The sequence below is a fragment of the Streptomyces sp. M41 genome (assembly GCF_043673425.1).
Classification (GTDB): domain Bacteria; phylum Actinomycetota; class Actinomycetes; order Streptomycetales; family Streptomycetaceae; genus Streptomyces.
In genome coordinates this window covers 124853-141306 of record NZ_JBIMKE010000012.1, presented here as the reverse complement: position 1 = coordinate 141306, position 16454 = coordinate 124853, and the positions used below count along the sequence as shown (strand labels likewise).

General features: G+C 72.5%; 12 protein-coding genes. 3 read left to right on the top strand and 9 right to left on the bottom strand.

Annotated elements, in window-relative coordinates; genetic code table 11:
- Nucleotides 1–114: 114 nt before the first annotated feature.
- The 5 genes from ACHBTE_RS17635 to ACHBTE_RS17615 form a co-directional block, all read right to left on the bottom strand.
- Entirely contained in the window at nucleotides 115–1869 is a 1755-nt protein-coding gene (locus ACHBTE_RS17635) for a VanW family protein (protein WP_394724841.1), read from the bottom strand.
- A gap of 206 nt (nucleotides 1870–2075) precedes the next feature.
- The gene (locus ACHBTE_RS17630; RefSeq protein WP_394724840.1) at nucleotides 2076–2471 is read right to left on the bottom strand and encodes a universal stress protein; all 396 of its coding nucleotides are present in this window, start codon (nucleotides 2469–2471) and stop codon (nucleotides 2076–2078) included.
- Between the two features lie 17 nt (nucleotides 2472–2488).
- Nucleotides 2489–3991 (bottom strand): tripartite tricarboxylate transporter permease, encoded by a 1503-nt coding sequence (locus ACHBTE_RS17625; RefSeq protein ID WP_394724839.1) that lies wholly within the window; start codon nucleotides 3989–3991, stop codon nucleotides 2489–2491.
- Between the two features lie 7 nt (nucleotides 3992–3998).
- Nucleotides 3999–4523 (bottom strand): tripartite tricarboxylate transporter TctB family protein, encoded by a 525-nt coding sequence (locus ACHBTE_RS17620; RefSeq protein WP_394724838.1) that lies wholly within the window; start codon nucleotides 4521–4523, stop codon nucleotides 3999–4001.
- 8 nt (nucleotides 4524–4531) lie between these two features.
- Nucleotides 4532–5536: a Bug family tripartite tricarboxylate transporter substrate binding protein gene (locus ACHBTE_RS17615; RefSeq protein WP_394724837.1), complete on the bottom strand. Its 1005-nt coding sequence runs from the start codon at nucleotides 5534–5536 to the stop codon at nucleotides 4532–4534.
- Between the two features lie 97 nt (nucleotides 5537–5633).
- On the opposite strand from ACHBTE_RS17615, the gene ACHBTE_RS17610 reads away from it, so the two are divergent.
- Together ACHBTE_RS17610 and ACHBTE_RS17605 are read left to right on the top strand one after the other, a co-directional pair.
- Nucleotides 5634–7304, top strand: coding sequence for an ATP-binding protein (locus ACHBTE_RS17610; protein WP_394724836.1), 1671 nt, complete (start codon nucleotides 5634–5636; stop codon nucleotides 7302–7304).
- The gene (locus tag ACHBTE_RS17605) at nucleotides 7301–7981 is read left to right on the top strand and encodes a response regulator (protein WP_394724835.1); all 681 of its coding nucleotides are present in this window, start codon (nucleotides 7301–7303) and stop codon (nucleotides 7979–7981) included. Before ACHBTE_RS17610 ends, ACHBTE_RS17605 begins: the two co-directional genes overlap by 4 nt.
- An 86-nt stretch (nucleotides 7982–8067) precedes the next feature.
- Here ACHBTE_RS17605 and ACHBTE_RS17600 read toward each other — a convergent pair whose 3' ends face one another.
- Nucleotides 8068–8352, bottom strand: coding sequence for a DUF1876 domain-containing protein (locus tag ACHBTE_RS17600; RefSeq protein ID WP_394724834.1), 285 nt, complete (start codon nucleotides 8350–8352; stop codon nucleotides 8068–8070).
- Between the two features lie 169 nt (nucleotides 8353–8521).
- On the opposite strand from ACHBTE_RS17600, the gene ACHBTE_RS17595 reads away from it, so the two are divergent.
- On the top strand, nucleotides 8522–9412 hold the full coding sequence (locus ACHBTE_RS17595; protein ID WP_394724833.1) for a DUF6424 family protein: 891 nt from the start codon (nucleotides 8522–8524) through the stop codon (nucleotides 9410–9412).
- 321 nt (nucleotides 9413–9733) lie between these two features.
- On the opposite strand, the gene ACHBTE_RS17590 is transcribed toward ACHBTE_RS17595, so the two are convergent.
- The 3 genes from ACHBTE_RS17590 to ACHBTE_RS17580 all read right to left on the bottom strand — a co-directional run bounded on the left by ACHBTE_RS17590 (nucleotide 9734) and on the right by ACHBTE_RS17580 (nucleotide 16422).
- Nucleotides 9734–10768, bottom strand: a complete 1035-nt coding sequence (locus ACHBTE_RS17590; protein ID WP_394724832.1) for a rod shape-determining protein — start codon at nucleotides 10766–10768, stop codon at nucleotides 9734–9736.
- A gap of 214 nt (nucleotides 10769–10982) precedes the next feature.
- On the bottom strand, nucleotides 10983–15428 hold the full coding sequence (locus ACHBTE_RS17585) for an SAV_2336 N-terminal domain-related protein (protein WP_394724831.1): 4446 nt from the start codon (nucleotides 15426–15428) through the stop codon (nucleotides 10983–10985).
- Nucleotides 15418–16422, bottom strand: coding sequence for an AAA family ATPase (locus tag ACHBTE_RS17580; RefSeq protein ID WP_394724830.1), 1005 nt, complete (start codon nucleotides 16420–16422; stop codon nucleotides 15418–15420). The genes ACHBTE_RS17585 and ACHBTE_RS17580 overlap by 11 nt, the downstream gene beginning before the upstream one ends.
- Nucleotides 16423–16454 lie beyond the last annotated feature (32 nt).

Genomic DNA, 16454 nt, shown 5'->3' with positions numbered 1-16454 from the left:
AGGTGAATGTGAAGAAAGGGTGGGCGCCCCTTTTCTACGTGGCTCACTGCCCGGACACAAGACGTTTCGAACGGTGACCACGGCGTGTCGGCTTTCGCCCGGGTCACCGGGCGATCATCGCGCCGCCGGGTCCTCGCACACGATCTCGTCGCGCGGGTCGTAGTGGGTGCGGAACGGCTCGCGCTTGACCTCTTCGCCGTCGGTGTAGAAGACCCGCTCCACGGTGACGTCGAAGCCCTCCAGCGGAGTCTGCGGCACGCACTTCTCGTCGGTGCTGACCTTCTTCTCCGGCTGCTCGATGTTGGTGCGCGGCCCGGTGACCGACCTGATCTCGTCGTACTTGCGGGTGCCGAGGAAGGTGATGGTCACCGAGGTGTCCGTGGACTCGGCCTTGATGTAGACGGCGTGGCCGGAGTCGTTGCGGAACCGCAGGTCCAGGCTGCCCCAGGCGACGGTCGCCTCGCGGCCCTCCGGGTAGCGCTCGATGTAGAAGGAGTGCGCGCCGTGCTCCAGGGGCCTCAGCCCGGCGAAGAACATGGCGTTGTACATGGTCGTGGCCACCGAGGAGACACCACCGCCGGGCGCCTTCCGGTACTGGTCGTCGAGGATCATGATGCCCTCCACGAAACCGTTCTCCTCGGTGCGCTCACCGACGGTCCGGTTGAAGCTCCAGTCGGCGCCCGGCATCACGACGGAGCCGTTGATCAGTTCCGCCGCGCGGCCGATGTTCTTGGTGCGGTACGCCGCCGGGTCGAAGTTGACGGTGAAGGACGACATCTTCTCCGTCAGGCCCAGCCGTTCGGCGTTCTGGGCGGTGACCTGGGGCTCGGTCACCCGGGAGGGGACGCCGCCGGAGCGGTCGGTGCCCGACTTGGTCAGCAGCGGCATGACCGCCTTGCCCAGTGCCTTGTCGGTGATCTTTACGCCGGACCTGGAGTCGTCGGCCGCCACGACCCGGTCGCCGTCGAGATTCAGCGTGGCGTTGCGCGGCTCGGCGGGCAGGCCGGACAGGGCGCGGGTCACCTCGGGATCGGTTCGCAGGCCCTTGGCGTCCAGCTTCGGGGTCAGTTTGCCGGAGGCGTCCGGCCGCATCGTCAGATGCTCGCCGAGGACGTCCGGATCGATGGTGAAGCGCCGGTCGGCGACGGTCAGCCTGACCGGCCACGACATGGCCGGCTCGGCGAACTCGCGCACCGCCCTGCGCACCTCACGCTGCGTGACCTTTGGCTGGGTCTCGCGGGCGGGCAGGGCTGTGACGGAGGCGGCCTCGCCGCGCAGGAAGGCGGCGCGCAGCGGCTCGACGGCGGCGTCCTTGTCCAGGGCGTGCCCGGCGCGCGGGGCGACCTGCCGGACGTGGCCGTCCTCGAAGGTGACGGCGCCGTCGCGGACCTCGCGGTCCAGCGACTTCGCCAGCGACCCGAGGCCCGAGCGGGCCTTGGCCTCGTCCACGTGGACGGCCGGCTCGACGGTGCCGCCCGAGTGGAACAGCCCGCCGATCACGGTGAACGGGTCGGCGTCGTCGGTGCGGGCCGCGCGGTCCACCGTCTTCTCGTAGTCGAAGGTGAGGCCGACCTGGCGTGGATCGACCGTGCCCTTGCGGTCACCGACCGTCACGGTCAGCTCCCGCGAGGAGGCCGGTTCCAGCTGCTCCTGGAGCTTGTGGACGGCCTCGGCGCGGCTCAGCCCGCCGATGTCCACGCCCCGGACCGTCGTGCCCCCCTCTATGTCACCGCCCGCGGCCACCAGCCCGGTGGCATACAGGCCACCGACGCCGAGGGCCAGGGCGCCCCCGGCGAGGGCGAGGGGTGGAAGGGAAGCTATGCGGGGAGCCGAGGCTCTTCGCTGGACGGACGGGATGCGCAGGCGCATGAATCTCCCGGGCGGATCGACTGGCGGTCTGTTCCGATGACACAACGCTGTGCGTGAGGCAAACACATCCAGTCAGCCATATTCGGACGAAAACGCCTATGTCGCACACCACGTTATGTTTCGGATCACGCCGACTCCGGATCACGCCCGGCCCGGATCACGCGGCTCCGGATCCGCGGCTCCGGATCACGCCGAAGCCGGCGCGGTCAGCCCTCCGCCTTCACGGCGAGGACCGGACAGTCCGCGCCCAGCAGGATGTGCTGGGCCGCCGAGCCCATGATCAGCTTGCCGACCGCGCTGCGCCGCCGCAGCCCGATCACCACCAGGGACGCCCCCACCCGCTCCGCGAGATCGATGATCTCCTCGGCCGCGTCCCGGGCGCCGAGGACCTGGCGCACGTCGAAGTCGATGCCCAGCGCCGCCAGGTCCTCGCGGACCCGGGTCAGATCGGGTTCCTGGGCGAAGCGGGAGTCGACCAGGGCATCGCCCCGGGTGGTGTTCACCACCAGGAGTTTCTCGCCGCGCCGGCGCGCCTCGCCGATCGCCGCGCGCAGTGCCGCCTCCCCCTCGGGGGAGGGGACGTAGCCGACCAGCACAGTCATCTCGTTCTCCGGGTGTCTCAGGCGGCGCTTCGCGCGCGCAGCGGACGTACGACGAACCGGCCGATCAGCGGCCACACCAGCACCAGGGCGATCACCGTGTAGACCGTGTACGACACCGGGCCGCCCAGCAACCCCGACTGCTCGCCGCCGGACAACTGGAGCGAGCGCCGGCCCTGGAGTTCCGCGCGCGGGCCCAGGATGACGCCGACGATCAGCGGCAGCACCGGCAGCCCGAAGCGCCGCATGGCGAAGCCCAGCAGGCCCAGGGTGAGCAGGATGAACAGGTCGAGCGGCTGGGCGTTCACGGCGTAGGCGCCCATCGAGGCGAAGAAGAGGATGCCCGCGTAGAGGTAGGGGCGCGGAATCCGCAGCAGCTTCGCCCAGGCCGGGGCGAGCGGCAGGTTCAGCAGCAACAGCAGCAGGTTGCCGATGAAGAGGCTGGCGATCAGGATCCAGACCAGGCTCGCCTCCCGCTCGAACAGCAGCGGGCCGGGCTGGATGCCGTACGACTGGAAGGCCGCCAGCATCACCGCCGCCGTGGCGTTGGTCGGCAGGCCGATCGCCAGCATCGGGACCAGGGTGCCCGCGGCCGACGCGTTGTTCGCGGCCTCAGGACCCGCCACGCCCTCGATGGCGCCCTTGCCGAACTCCTCGGGGTGCCTGGTCAGCCGCTTCTCGGTGGCGTACGACAGGAACGTCGGGATCTCGGCGCCGCCGGCCGGCAGCGCGCCGAACGGGAAGCCGTACGCCGTGCCGCGCAGCCAGGGCTTCCAGGACCGCCGCCAGTCCTGCCGTCCCATCCAGGGGCGGCCCACCGGGATCACCTCGGCCGGTGTGCGGCGCAGATGCGCGGCCACCCACAGCGCCTCGCCGACCGCGAAGATGCCGACCGCCACCACGACGACGTCGATGCCGTCCGCCAACTGCGGTACGCCGAGAGTCAGTCGCTGCTGGCCCGACACCGTGTCGATGCCGACCAGGCCGATCGTCAGGCCCAGCAGCAGCGAGACGAAGCCCCGGATGCGCGAGGAGCCCAGCACCGACGTCACGGCTATGAACGCCAGCAGCATCAGCGCGAAGTAGTCGGGGGCGCCGAGGCTGACCGCGAAGTCGACGACGAACGGGGTGATCAGGACCAGCAGCAGGGTGCCGATGGTGCCCGCCACGAAGGAGCCGATCGCCGCCGTGGCCAGCGCCTGCGCCGCCCGGCCCGCCTTCGCCATCTTGTTGCCCTCGATGGCGGTGACCACGGACGAGGACTCGCCGGGGGTGTTGAGGAGGATCGATGTCGTCGAGCCGCCGTACATGCCGCCGTAGAAGATGCCGGCGAACATGATGAACGCCTGCACCGGCTCCATCCCGTACGTCACCGGCAGCAGCAGGGCCACCGTCATCGCCGGGCCGATGCCCGGCAGGACGCCCACCGCGGTGCCGATGACCACGCCGACCAGGGCGAGCAACAGGTTCATCGGGGCCATGACGTCCGCGAAGCCCTGCATGAGGTTGTTCAGGTTGTCCATCAGGGCCTCACAGGATTCCTTGCAGGACGCCGGCGGGGAGGTTCACGCCGAGGCCGATCGCGAACGCGTAGAACGTGGTCAAAGAGAGCGTCGCGGCGATCAGCAGGTTGCGCACGTAGTGGCGGTTGCCGAGCGCGAACGCCGTGCCCCAGAAGAGCAGGGCGCCGCTGATCACCCAGCCGAGCCGCTCGATGAGCAGCGCGTTCGCGACGAACACCGCGACCAGCAGCACCACGGTGCGCCAGTCGCTGCCGGCCGACAGGTCGACGTCCTCGCCGGCCTCCGGCTCACCGCGACCGCCCCGGGCCACGTCCACGGCGTACAGCACCGAGAACAGGACGAGCAGGCCGCCCAGGATCAGTGGCACCGCACGCGGCCCCACCGGGTCGGTGCCGCTGGTGAGATGCGGGATGCCGAGGGCGTCCACGATCACGGCGGTGCCCAGCAGGGCGAGGAACACGCACACGCCGTACTGCGCGCGGTCCCCGCCCTCCCGGGGCGGAGGGGAGTCCTCCACGGCCGGTTCTGTCACCGGGGCGCTCATGCCAGCCCGAGCTCGGCCAGGATGTCGGCGACCGCCTTGTCCTGCTCGGTGAGATAGCTGCCGAACTCGTCGCCGGTGACGAAGGAGTCGACCCAGCCGTTCTTGTCCAGCTGCGCCTTCCACTCGTCCGAGTCATGCATCTCGGTCAGTGCCTCGACCCACGTCTTCTTCTCCTCGGCGGTGATGCCGGGCGGGGCGACGACGCCGCGCCAGTTGGTGAAGACCAGGTCGATGCCGGAGTCCTTGAGGGTGGGGGCGTCCTCGAGCGCGGCGATCGGCTTCTCGCTCGTCACCGCGAGGACCCGCACCTGACCCGCCTCGATCTGGTCGAGGAACTCACCGAAACCGCTGGCCCCGAAGGCGATCTTGCCGCCGAGGATGGCGGGCAGCAGCTCGCCGCCGCCGTCGTAGGAGACGAAGTTGACGTCCTTCGGCTTGATGCCGACGGCCTTCGCCAGCTGCATCGGCAGCAGATGGTCGGGCCCGCCCGGCGAGGAACCGCCGCCCACGGCGAGCTTCTTGGGGTTCTCCTTCCAGGCCGCCACGAGATCGTCCATCGTCTTGTACGGGGAGTTCTTCGGCACGACGATCGCGCCGGCCTCCTCGATCAGCTTGGCGATCGGCGTGGTGTCGGTCAGCGTCGCCTTGGACTTCGAGGTGTACGAGGCACCGACGACGCCCAGGCCCATCTGCATGGCCAGCTTGCCGTTGCCCTTCTCGTTCACCAGCCGCTGAAGGCCCACCGTGCCGCTCGCGCCGGGCAGGTTGAACACCTGGACCCCGGAGGCGACGTCGGTGTCCTGCATGACCTGGGAGACGGTGCGGGCGGTGAGGTCGTACCCGCTGCCCGGGGTGTTGGGCACCATCAGACGCAGGCCGGTCACCGGCTCGCCGTTCCCGCCCCCGCCCTCCTCCTTGTCCGCGGTGGCACCACACGCGCTGACCGCGATCATCGACACGGCGGCAAGAGCTCCGACAAGTGCGGCTCGTCGAGTTCTCATGGCTCATCTCTTTCGCTCGGCCCGTTCCGGCGCCATGATTGTGCGGTTCCTGAGACACCCCGTCTCGGTTCTGTGACCATTGAAGGTTGAGTTCATAGTGGTCATAACGTCACGGTCGCAACGGCGTCAGACACTCGCGGGCGAGCTGCTGGTATGGCAGCTCGCCATCGTCGTGATCGTGCTGGTCGCCGTCGCGGCGGTCTCGCTCGCCCAGTCGAAAGCGACCTTCGACCGGGTCGAGGGACGCCGGGTGACCGCGCTCGCCGAGGAGCTGGCCGGCAACCCGCTCATCCGCATCCAGCTCGTGCGGCCCGCCCCCGCGGAGATGCTCGCGCCCCTGCTCCAGTCCACCCGGACCAGGTCCGGCGTCAGCTCCGCGACGGTCGCCGACGCCGCGGGCAGGATCGTCGCCTCCACCGACCCGACCCTCCTCGGCACCCGGCTGCCGGTCCCCGCCGGTGACGCCGCCGGGGGCCGCGGCTGGTCCGGCGAGGTACCGGTGAACGGCGTCACCGAGCTGGCGGCGCAGGCGCCGGTGCTGGGGGCCTCCGGCGACGCGGTCGGGGAACACCTGGGCACCGTGATGATCGGCCGGGCCTCGCCCTCCCTCTGGCAGCGGCTGGTCGGCGCCTCCTCCTATCTGCTCGTCTACCTCGGCGTCGCCAGCGTCCTCGGCGTGGCCGGCTCCTGGCTGCTGGCCCGGCGGATCAAACGCCAGACCTTCGGCATGGAGCCGCGCGAGATCGCCGGGCTCGCCGAACACCGCGAGGCGATGCTGTTCGGGATCGCCGAGGGCGTCGTCGCCCTAGACCCGCACCAGCGGCTCACCCTGGTCAACGCCGTCGGCCGCAAACTGCTCGACCTGCCCGAGACCTGCGTCGGGATGAGCCTGACCGACCTGGGGATCGAGGGGCGGCTGTACGACGTCCTGGCCGGGACCGCGCCCGAGGGGCAGCCCGGCGATCCCGGCGCGCGGCGCGACGAGGTCGTGGTGCGCCGCGGCCGGGTCCTGGTGATGAACCGGATGGACGTCACCAAGGACGGCCGCCGCCTCGGCTCCGTGACGACCCTGCGCGACCGCACCGAACTCGCCCAACTGGAACGCGAGTTGGGCTCCTTCCGCAGCACCGCCGAGCTGCTGCGCGCGCAGGCCCACGAGTTCTCCAACCAGCTGCACACCATCTCCGGGCTCATCCAGATCGGCGAGACGGACGAGGTCGTACGGTACGTCCGCGCCCTGCGCAAGCACCGCGAGTCACTCGATCTGCACCTCACCAGCCGGGTCCGCGACCGGGCCGTCGCCGCCCTGCTCATGGCCAAGTCCGCGCTCGCCGCGGAACGCAAGGTGCGGTTGCGGATCTCCGAGCGCACCGCCCTGGAACGGCTGGAGCCGACCGACTCGGCGGACGTGGCGACCGTGCTGGGCAACCTCGTGGACAACGCGGTGGACGCCGCCGTGGCCGGCGACGAGGACCATGAGGCGTGGGTCGAGGTCGAACTGCGCCAGGACGCCTCGAGCGTGGAGATCGTCGTACGCGACTCGGGGCCCGGGGTGGCGCCCGAGCTGGCGCAGGAGGTGTTCTCGCACGGGTTCACCACCAAGGCCGCGCAGGGCGGCGACCGGGGGATCGGCCTGGCGCTCACCAGGCTGGTGTGCAAACGCCGGGGCGGTGAGGTGTCGGTGGCCAACACACAGGAGGGCGCCATGTTCACGGCCCGCATGTCCGTCGGCCGCCCGGCCGACCGAGCGACGGAGGCAGTGCGATGATCGACGTGCTGATCGTGGAGGACGACTTCATGGTGGCGCGCATCCACCGCGGATTCGTCGACGGCGTCGACGGGTTCCGGGTGATCGGCACCGCGAACTGCGGCGAGCAGGCGCTCACCGCCGTCGCCGAGCTGGAGCCCGACCTGGTGCTGCTCGACCTCTACCTTCCCGACATGTTCGGACTGGAGATCATCCCCCGGCTGCGCACCGCAGGACACGACTGCGATGTCATGGTGATCAGCGCGGCTCGCGAGTCGGACGCGGTCCGGGGCGCCGTACGGCAGGGCGTGGTCGACTATCTGCTCAAGCCGTTCGACGCCGACGACCTCAGGGCTCGGCTGGAGCAGTACGCGGCCCGGCGCAGCAACCTCTACGCGGCGGTCGTCAGCGGGCAGTCCGACGTGGACCGGGCGCTGGCGCGGGGCTCCGCACCGGCCGCCACGACGACGGCCCTGCCCAAGGGCATGAGCGTGGAGACCGCCGAGCTGATCGAACGGGAGCTGCGCACGGCCGACGGCAGCCTGTCCGCCGCCGAGTGCGCGGCCCGGCTCGGGGTGTCACGGGTCAGCGCCCGCCGCTACCTGGAGCACTTCACCGGCACCGGGCGCGCCGAGGTGTCCCTGCGGTACGGGCAGGCGGGACGGCCGGAGCGGCGCTACAGCTGGGTGGACGTCTAGGGCCCTTCTGATGAATCTCCGCGGCGTCGCGACGCCGCGGAGATTCATCAGAAGGGCCCTAGGGCCGCCTGTCCTTCGGACCATGCCTACGGGATCTCCCACGCCCGGCTGCTGACCTGTTCCGCCGGGCCCGCCAGCTCCACGATGTCGTCGGACGCGACGTCGTGCAGCCTGATGGCCAGGTCCTCCAGGGCGCGGCTGGCGGCGAGTTCGTCCCCGATCTCGGGGATCGGCCGGTCGACCGGATTGCGATGGGCCACGCCCCGGCCGGTGACGGTCGAGGTGTCGGGAGTGGTCAGCACGGCCTCGGCGCGGGTGTCGTCGCCGTCCTCGGTGATGTGGATCCGGACGGTCCAGTGCTTGTCTTCCATCGAGATCACTTCCGTACGCGTTGGAACCCCTACAGACGAGCGTGCGCCTGATCCCGGGCCGGGTCCAGAGCGCGATCGACACCCTTCGCGCCGCGCCTCACCATGGAAGGAGCGGCACCCGTGCGCGGTGTGGCGCCACGGGGTCGCGGTCCTCGGAAGGAGGCCGCTGATGGCTGTAGACGTCGTGACCACGCCCCAGGGCCCGGTAGAGCTCGAGATCGCCGGGACCCGCAAGGAGAACCACCCGTGGGAGATACAGGTCGTCAAGCATCCCAAGCGCGAGGAGTCCTCCCACTTCCGCGCCGCCAAGAAGACGGCCAAGAAGATCCTCGGGGAGATCGCGGCGGACGGCGACGAACTGCCGTACGGAGCGGGCCCCTGGGAGATGCACCACGGCGGCAGCCTGTGGGTGCGGGCCGACAGCGGCTGGCGGATGTACCGGGCCCGCGTCGGCATCGAGTGGAGCGCGCAGTTCTGCGCCGACCCCGCCAAGGTCGACCGGCTCCGGCGCGAGGCGGCCGAGCTCGTCGAGGCCTTCCCGCTCACCCTGGACGCCCTGGACGCCCTCGGCTACAAGCGTGCCCGTGCCCTGCTGACCACCCCGGTCACCGACGCCGAGAGCGTGGAGGCGTGGACCGACTCGCTGTTCAACGCGTGCGTGCCGCTCAGCAGGGCGAACCACTCCGGGGTGCTGCCCAAGGCGGCCGGCGAGCATCACTACCCCTGGCCGATCAAGGCCGCGGACTACTTCCGGTACGACGACTTCCAGCTCTGGGTGACCCTCCCCGACGGCACCAACGCCGGCGTCACCCCGGTGGGCCGGCGCGGCTCCGGCGACGGACAGGTCCGCATCGTCCACGCCCGCCACGGCACCCCGGCCGGGGACGCCCTCGCCGAGGCGCAGCGGCGGCGCATGATGGCCGTCGTACCGCCGGACAGCCCGATAGCGCTCGCCGCGTTCGAGCAGCAGATCCCGCGCGGCGCCAAGACCGCGTCCGGGCCCCTGCGCGCCCGGCGCCGCCGCTCGCCCGACGGTGACCGGGGCACGACCGCGCGCTGATCAGGGGCGTCCTCGTCTTCGAGCACCAGTCCGGACCGCATCCCTCCTGCCACGGAGGCATGACAAGTGCCTCCCTGGGCACGATGTGCCGAAAGGTTGCGGAGAGAAGGCTGGTCGCAACGGACCCGACAGACGAGGAGGGCGCCATGAACCGCCAGACAAACGTCCGCGTTCGTGTCACCCGTCGGCCCGCCGGCCCCCGCGACACCAGAGGCGAGATCGACCGGCGCACACCCTCGGGGCGCATCCTGCCGTACTGAGCGAAGGGAGCCGGGTGAAAGGGGCCGGGGGAAGGGGCCGGGTGTCCGAGGTGCTACGGGCTCACTCGGCCGCGTCGAGCTCCAGCGGTGCGATCTTGCCCTCCAGCATGGTGCCCAGGCCCTGTACGGCGCAGACGTCGGGCCGCTCGGCGATGTGGACGGGCATCCGGGTGGCCTGCTTCAGCATCTGGTCGAACCCGGGCAGCAGCGCACTGCCGCCGACCATCATGATCCCCCGGTCGGCGAGATCGGCCACCAGATCCGGCGGGCACTCGCGCAGCACCTTGCCGATGCCGTCGAGCACCGCGGTCAGCGGGGTCTGGATGGCGACCCGTACGGCCGCGGTGTCGACCTGGACGCTGCGGGCGAGGCCCGTGGCGACGTCCCGGCCGTGGATCTCGGTGGAGGCCGGACCGTGCGGCGTGAGCCCGTTGCCGGAGAGCGCCAGCTGAAGGGGCCGTACGCTCTGGCTGGGCAGCATCAGCTCGTGCTCGTGCCGCAGATGCTGCACGATCGCGTGGTCGACGGCCTCGCCGCCCACGCGGATGCGTTCGGCGGTGACGATGGAGCCGAGCGACAGCACGGCGACCTCGGTCGCGGCGGCCCCGCACACCATGATCATGCTGGCCTCGGGCTGCTCCACGGGCAGCCCGCAGCCCACGGCGGCGGCGATCAGGGTGTCGACCAGCTCCACCCGCCGGGCGCCGAGTCCGACGAGGGTCTCGATGGCGGCCCGCTGCGCGAGCGGGTCGGCGTCGTGCGGGGTGCAGGCCGCGGCGCGCAGGAAGGGCTTGCGGCGCAGCGTGCGGCGCATCTTGTCGCCGAGGAGGTGCCGCAGCATGCGCTGCGCCATCTCGATGTCGACGACCGTGCCGCCGGAGACCGGCCGGACGACGCGGATGTAGTCCGGGGTGCGCCCGGTCATCCGCTCCGCGAACTCCCCGACCGCGATCAGGGCGCCGGTACGGGTGTTGACGGCCGCGGCGGAAGGCTGGTCGACGACGAGTCCGGCGCCCTTCACATAGACACGGGTCCTGGCAGCCCCCAGGTCGACGGCGAAGTGGCAGCGGCGCAGCTGCTCCAGACTGGCGGTCATGGCGGGTCCTCCCGAGAGCGCAGACCGTGGCGGCCGGTGGGTGGGTGGCGGGCCTTGCGCGTGGCGTCGTGTGGGGGCTGTTCTCGCGGGGCCACCCGATGAGGGGGCCTCTTAGGCATCGTGCGCGTCGCCGGGTGGCGGCCGCCTTCTGGAGGGGGCCGGGTGGGGTGCCGCCGAATGGGGGTTTGTCGGGCCGTGCACGGCGAGTCGCCGCTCATTTCGGCGGACGGCCCCAGTGCGGAAGCATGCCCGCAGCCGCCGTCCGGAAGACGGTGGGCAGTGACCAGTGGACGAGGTGACCGGGCACGCGGCAGCTGCTGAGGGCATGTCTGAGGTCGTTGCCGTACAGGCCCCGCGCATCGCGCAGGACACCGGTGAGCAGGCCCGGCACGTCCAGGTCGGGGTTCTGCACGGCCGTCACGGCGTCGTTGACCCGCCACCTCACCTCGACGCCGGGAACGTCCTCGGGCGCGAGGCGACGTTCCGTCAGGTCGACCTCGAAGTACTGCCACGTCGCCCGCACATGCGGGGGTGCCATGCGGACGACCGCGTAGTCCGCGGGGACCAGCTCACCGCCGGGCAGTGCTACGACCACCGTCCCGCCCTCGCCCCGGGGGCCGGGGACGGCTCCGCTCACAGGTACGGGGAAGGGGCCGTCCACCACCCCGTCCGCCGCGTCGTTCACCGCCCCCTCCACTGCCCCGGCCCCGTCCCCGGCCCCGTCCCCGTCCGTCTCCCGGCCGGCCGGCGGTGTGGGCGGTCCGGTGAAGGCCGGGTCGCGCAGCATGTCGGTCATGTCGACCAGCACGATCGGGGCCTGCGGCTCGGGCACGCCCGCGGGGTGGACGGTGCTGTACCACCCGCTGCCGTCGCTCAGCCGTGCGAACCGGTCCGCGGTCAGGGAGTTCTCCGCGATCTCCATCGCATGCCAGAACTCCGAGCAGGCGATGACGGCCCGCTGCCCGGACAGGTCCAGCGCGTGCGCGACGGCCTCGGCGCCGGGCCGGTCGTCGCTCTCGTCGCCCGGGTCCGGCCCGTAGAGCGCGCGCCAGAACTCCACCCGCAGCCGGCAGCCCTCCAGTCGCCCCAGGAGTTCCGGCAGCCCCGCCACCGTCGCCCTGAAGACGGGGCCCCCGTCCCAGTACGGCTGCAATCGCAGCAGGATCCCCCGGGCCGTATGCCGGAGCATGTACTCCTCCGGGAGCAGCCCGCTCGATTCGACCAGGATCGTGACCAGGCGATCCAGCTCGGCGCGTGCCTCGTCGGACGGCGCGTCGTCCGCGAACTCGAAGCCGACGCAGTCGCACAGGTCGACGTCCGGATCCTCCTCGGGCTCGGCGTCCTCCGGCGGCTCGTCGTAGGCGTCCTCGGCCGACTCGGCGGCCAGCGTGTCCTCCACGACGAACAGGCCGTCCGGTGCAGGCTCGGCGGCCGGCGTGTCCTCCTCGACGACCAGGTCGTCCGACGGGTGGTCCCGGGAGAGGGGGGCGCCGTCGGGCAGATCGTAGGGGGAGGCGCCGAAGCCGTAGGCGATGTCGGTGTCGGTGGCCGTGCCGGCCGGGTCGGAGAACTCCTCGTACCCGGTGGAGTCCGTCGTGCCCTCCTGGCGGTCGTCGAACTCGTCGCGCAACTCCCGTCCCATCGCCAGCAGTTCGAGGTTCTGTCCGCCGGAGAGTTCGTACTCCTCGTACACCTCCAGGGCCTCGTCGACCCGCCCCTGGCGCCGCAGCGCGATGAGGTACAGCCGGCGGAAGTCCTCGCGGGCGGGGTGGGCGTCGACCAGGCCGCCGAGGTCCACGGCCGCGCGCTCGAACTCACCGAGCTCCAGGTCGAGTTCGGCGCTCGTGCGCAGCAGGCCGAGGCGCAGTTGCTGGAGTCGGGTGCGGGCCGTGCGGGCGGCGGGACCCCGGACACCGGCGAGGGGGGTGTCGCCGTCGAAGAGGTCCAGTGCCGCGCCCACCAGCGCGTGTGCGTCGGCGAACGAACCGGCCGCCCGCGCCTCGTCGGCCTGCCGGACCAGTTCGTCGCAGTGCAGGACGTCCACGTAGTCCACGCTGGTGTGCAGGGAGTAGCGGCTGCCGGAGTGCGAGGACAGTGCGCCGGGGCCCAGTGAGATCCGCAGCCGGGACGCCATTCTGCTCAGCTCGGCCGCGGTGTCCGCGGGCCGGTCGGACGGCTCCCACAGCCCGGCCGTGAGCTCCTCGTGGGTCGCCGCACGGCCGTGTTTGAACAGCAGCATGGCGAGCATGGCGGCGCAGTCAGGCGGCACATGGCGGGGGCGGTCCGGGAACTCGGCGCGCAGGGGGCCGAGGACGAAGTAGCGGCGCTGCTCGAACCCCTCCTGGAGCAGCGGGGAACCGCCGAGTGCGGTGAGCCGGTCCAGGCCGTCCCTCGCGCGGGCCGGGGAGAGCAGTTCGTTGAGCGCGTCCGCGAACGGCGGCCGGACGGCGGGCGGGAGATGGGCCAGGGTGTGCGGCTGCACCGGCAGCCTCGGCCCGCTCGGGCCGGCCGCCAGCTGGAACAGCAGGCCGACGAGCGCCCTGCGGTCCTCGGCACGTCCGTCGGGGCCCGCGGACCGCCCCACCCGGGCGTGCGTGAGCTTGACGGTTCCGTCGGGCAGCAGGACGACCCGCGGCATGTTCAGGCCGCCGTGCGTGACACCGGCGTCGTGGAGGGCGAGGACGGCCCCGGCGAGCTGGGCGGCGAGCGGCACCAGCAGCGGTGCGGGAAGCTCGTAACCGCTGCCCGCGACCAGCGAGTTGAGGTCGGTGCCGTCCAGGTGCTCCGAGACGAGATACGCCGTCTCCCCCGAGAAGCCGAAGTCGTGCACGGTGGCCACATGGGGGTGCTCGACGCCCAGGAGCAGCCGCGCGTCCCGCAGGAACGCCGAGCGCCGGCCGGGAGACGCGACCCGCTGGATCAGCCGCACCGTCACCAGCCGGTCGGTCTCCAAGTCACGGGCCCGCCACTGCTCCGAGTACGGCGAGAGCTTCTCCAGCAGCTGGTAGCGGTCGCCCAGGAGTTCCGGGGCCGGGCTCGGGGCCGGGGCCGGCTCCGGTGGCGGGGCCGGCGGCTGCTCCGAGCCCAGCTGCCCCAGACGCTCGGCACTGACCGTCGCGAACGGCTCACCGTCCACCGCCGTGCGGGTGCCCGACGCGGCCGGTGTCGACGCCCGGAACTCACCCGGGGCCGCCCCGGCCCGTTCGTCGATCAACCCGCCCACCCGGGCCAGCAGTTCCGTCGTGCGCCCCCGAGCCGTCCGTGGCAGGCCCAGGAGCAGCAGCTCGCGCACACCGGGCCGGAACGCGTACGAGCCGGGCGGGCCCGGCACTCGCGTCAGCATGCCGCTGAGGATCACCTCGGCGAGGTGCTGGGGCCGCGGGCGGGGTTCGAGGGCCGCCTGGACCAGCCGCATGACCGGCAGGTCGGGACGGCCCACCGCGAGATGGCCGGCCAGCCGGAACGCCTCGGGCGAGGCGCTGGCGCGAAAACGCAGGACCAGGTCCTCGGGGGAGGCGTCGGGGCCGTCCGCGGGTGTCCCGGGCGGGGCCGGTGGCGCTCCGGTCAGCCGGGCCGCCGCACCGGGGAAGTCCTTGCCGCCGGGAGCCGCGATCAGCGCGGCCCAGTTCGCCAGCCAGTCCGCTCCCGGCTCCAGCACGGGCAGGGCGACAGCGCCCCCGGCCTCCTCCGGGACGTCGTCGTACGGCACGAACGTGAGCGAGGCCGCGGGCGCCGCCGGATGCGGTGCCGACAGCCGGCCCGCGACGGCGGGCAGCGCCGTCTCCTGCCACAGGTGTTCCGGGAGGGGCTGTACGACGGCCAGCGGCATGTGGTGCGCCCAGCGGCGCAGCGTGCGGTACCAGCGCAGTCCGGCGGGGCCCGGCCGCCACTGCGGTCCCATGCAGTCGCTGACCAGCAGGGTGACCGTGCGGCCGTCGGCGGGCGGGGCGGCGCCGTGGCGCACGGTGCCGTCGGGGTCCGCGCGGCGCAGGGTGACCGTGCGGAAGACCCCGGACTGGGCCAGCGCGGCGTGCAGTTCACGGATCAGCGGACGCCAGACCGGCATCGTGGGCCCGGCGTCGTACACCAGGTGCAGCCGCAGCCACCGCTCCCGTGCCGGGCGCAGCACCGGCAGCCACTCCTGCGGTTCGGCGCCCAGCCGGGCGATGCGGTCGGCGGTGGCCCGCTCGTCCAGTTCGAGGCGGTCGGGTGCTTCGGTGCGGCGCTTGAGCGGGCGCAGGGAGCGCTGGAGGGCCAGGGGATGCCGCAGCATCGGCGGCGCGGGGGCCAGCAGAGCGGTGTGCGGTTCGGCCGGGCCGGTGGGCGCTTTCGGGGCCCGGTCCGGGACGGGGGCGGGGGCGGGCAGGTGCAGCGGGGCGCGCGGGGCCTCGGTGGGCGGCGGCGGGGTGCCGATGTGCGGTGGCCCGCCCGGGGGTGGGGGCGTGGGCGTGGGGGCGGTCTCGGGGGGCTGGGCGTCCTCGGCGGGGGAGCGCGGGGCCGGGGCGGCGGACGGGGGCCGGTCTCCCGGCTCCATGTGGCGGGCGAGCCACAGCAGTTCGGCGAGCTCCAGCGGCGTCGGGCGCACGCCGCCGGCCGCCTCGGCCAGGATGGCGGCCAGGCGGACCAGCGGTGGGCGGCGGCCGGCGCGCTCAGAAGGCATCGGTCGGCGGTGCCTCGCTCAGGTACGGCATCAGCTGCTCGGCCAGCTCGTCCAGCGACTCCGTGGCCAGATCGGAGGAACGGGCCAGGTAGATCGCGTTCAGCAGCTGGTCCGTGGCCAGGTCGCCGCCGCTCACCCGGGACAGGAACCGGCTGATCAGGGTCTGCGCGTAGGCGTCGGGTTCCTCGTCGAAGTGGGCGCGCACGATCGCGGCGAGATGGCCGTCGTCGGGCTGCCGCAGCCGCAGGGTGACACAGCGGCGCAGAAACGCGGGCGGGAACTCGCGCTCGCCGTTGCTGGTGAAGACCACGAAGGGGAAGGCACGGCAGCGGACCCGGCCGCGCTCCACCGCCACCCGCTGGTCGCTGCCGTCGATCATCACCTGGGCCGTCGGGGTGTCCCGGGCGCTGCGGATCAGCTCGGGAATTTCGTACTGGCCCTCCTCCAGAACGTTCAGCAGGTCGTTGGGCAGATCGAGGTCGCTCTTGTCGATCTCGTCGATGAGCAGGGCGCGGGGGCGGGCGTAGGGGAGCAGGGCGGTGCCGAGCGGGCCGAGGCGCAGATGGTCCTCGATGCCGGTCTCCACCGCGGGCAGCTGCCTGGCCGCGTACAGCCGGGACAGCGGGTCGTACTGGTAGAGGCCGTCGTGCAGGGTGCTGCGGCTGGTGATGTTCCAGCGCAGCACCGGGCCGAGCCCCAGCTCCCGGGCGACCGCGTAGACCAGGGAGGACTTGCCGGTGCCGGGCGGGCCGGTGACCAGCAGCGGGCGGCGCAGATACAGGGCCGCGTTGACCAGCTGGACCGTCTGCGGCGTGGCCCGGTACGTCTCGGCGCGATGGGTGCGGTCCGGGGAGACCGCGCCGGTGTCGGCAGCCGCGTCGGGGGCGTCGAGCGCCGGTCCGCCGTCGAAGGCCCGCCAGGGCGGGGGCGGCGGCAGCCGGTCGATTCCGTCGTGCGGCTCGTTGGTGCCGGTGTAGACGGGCCACAGGGGCATGGGGTCTCTCTCCATGGGGGGTGCGGTGTGCG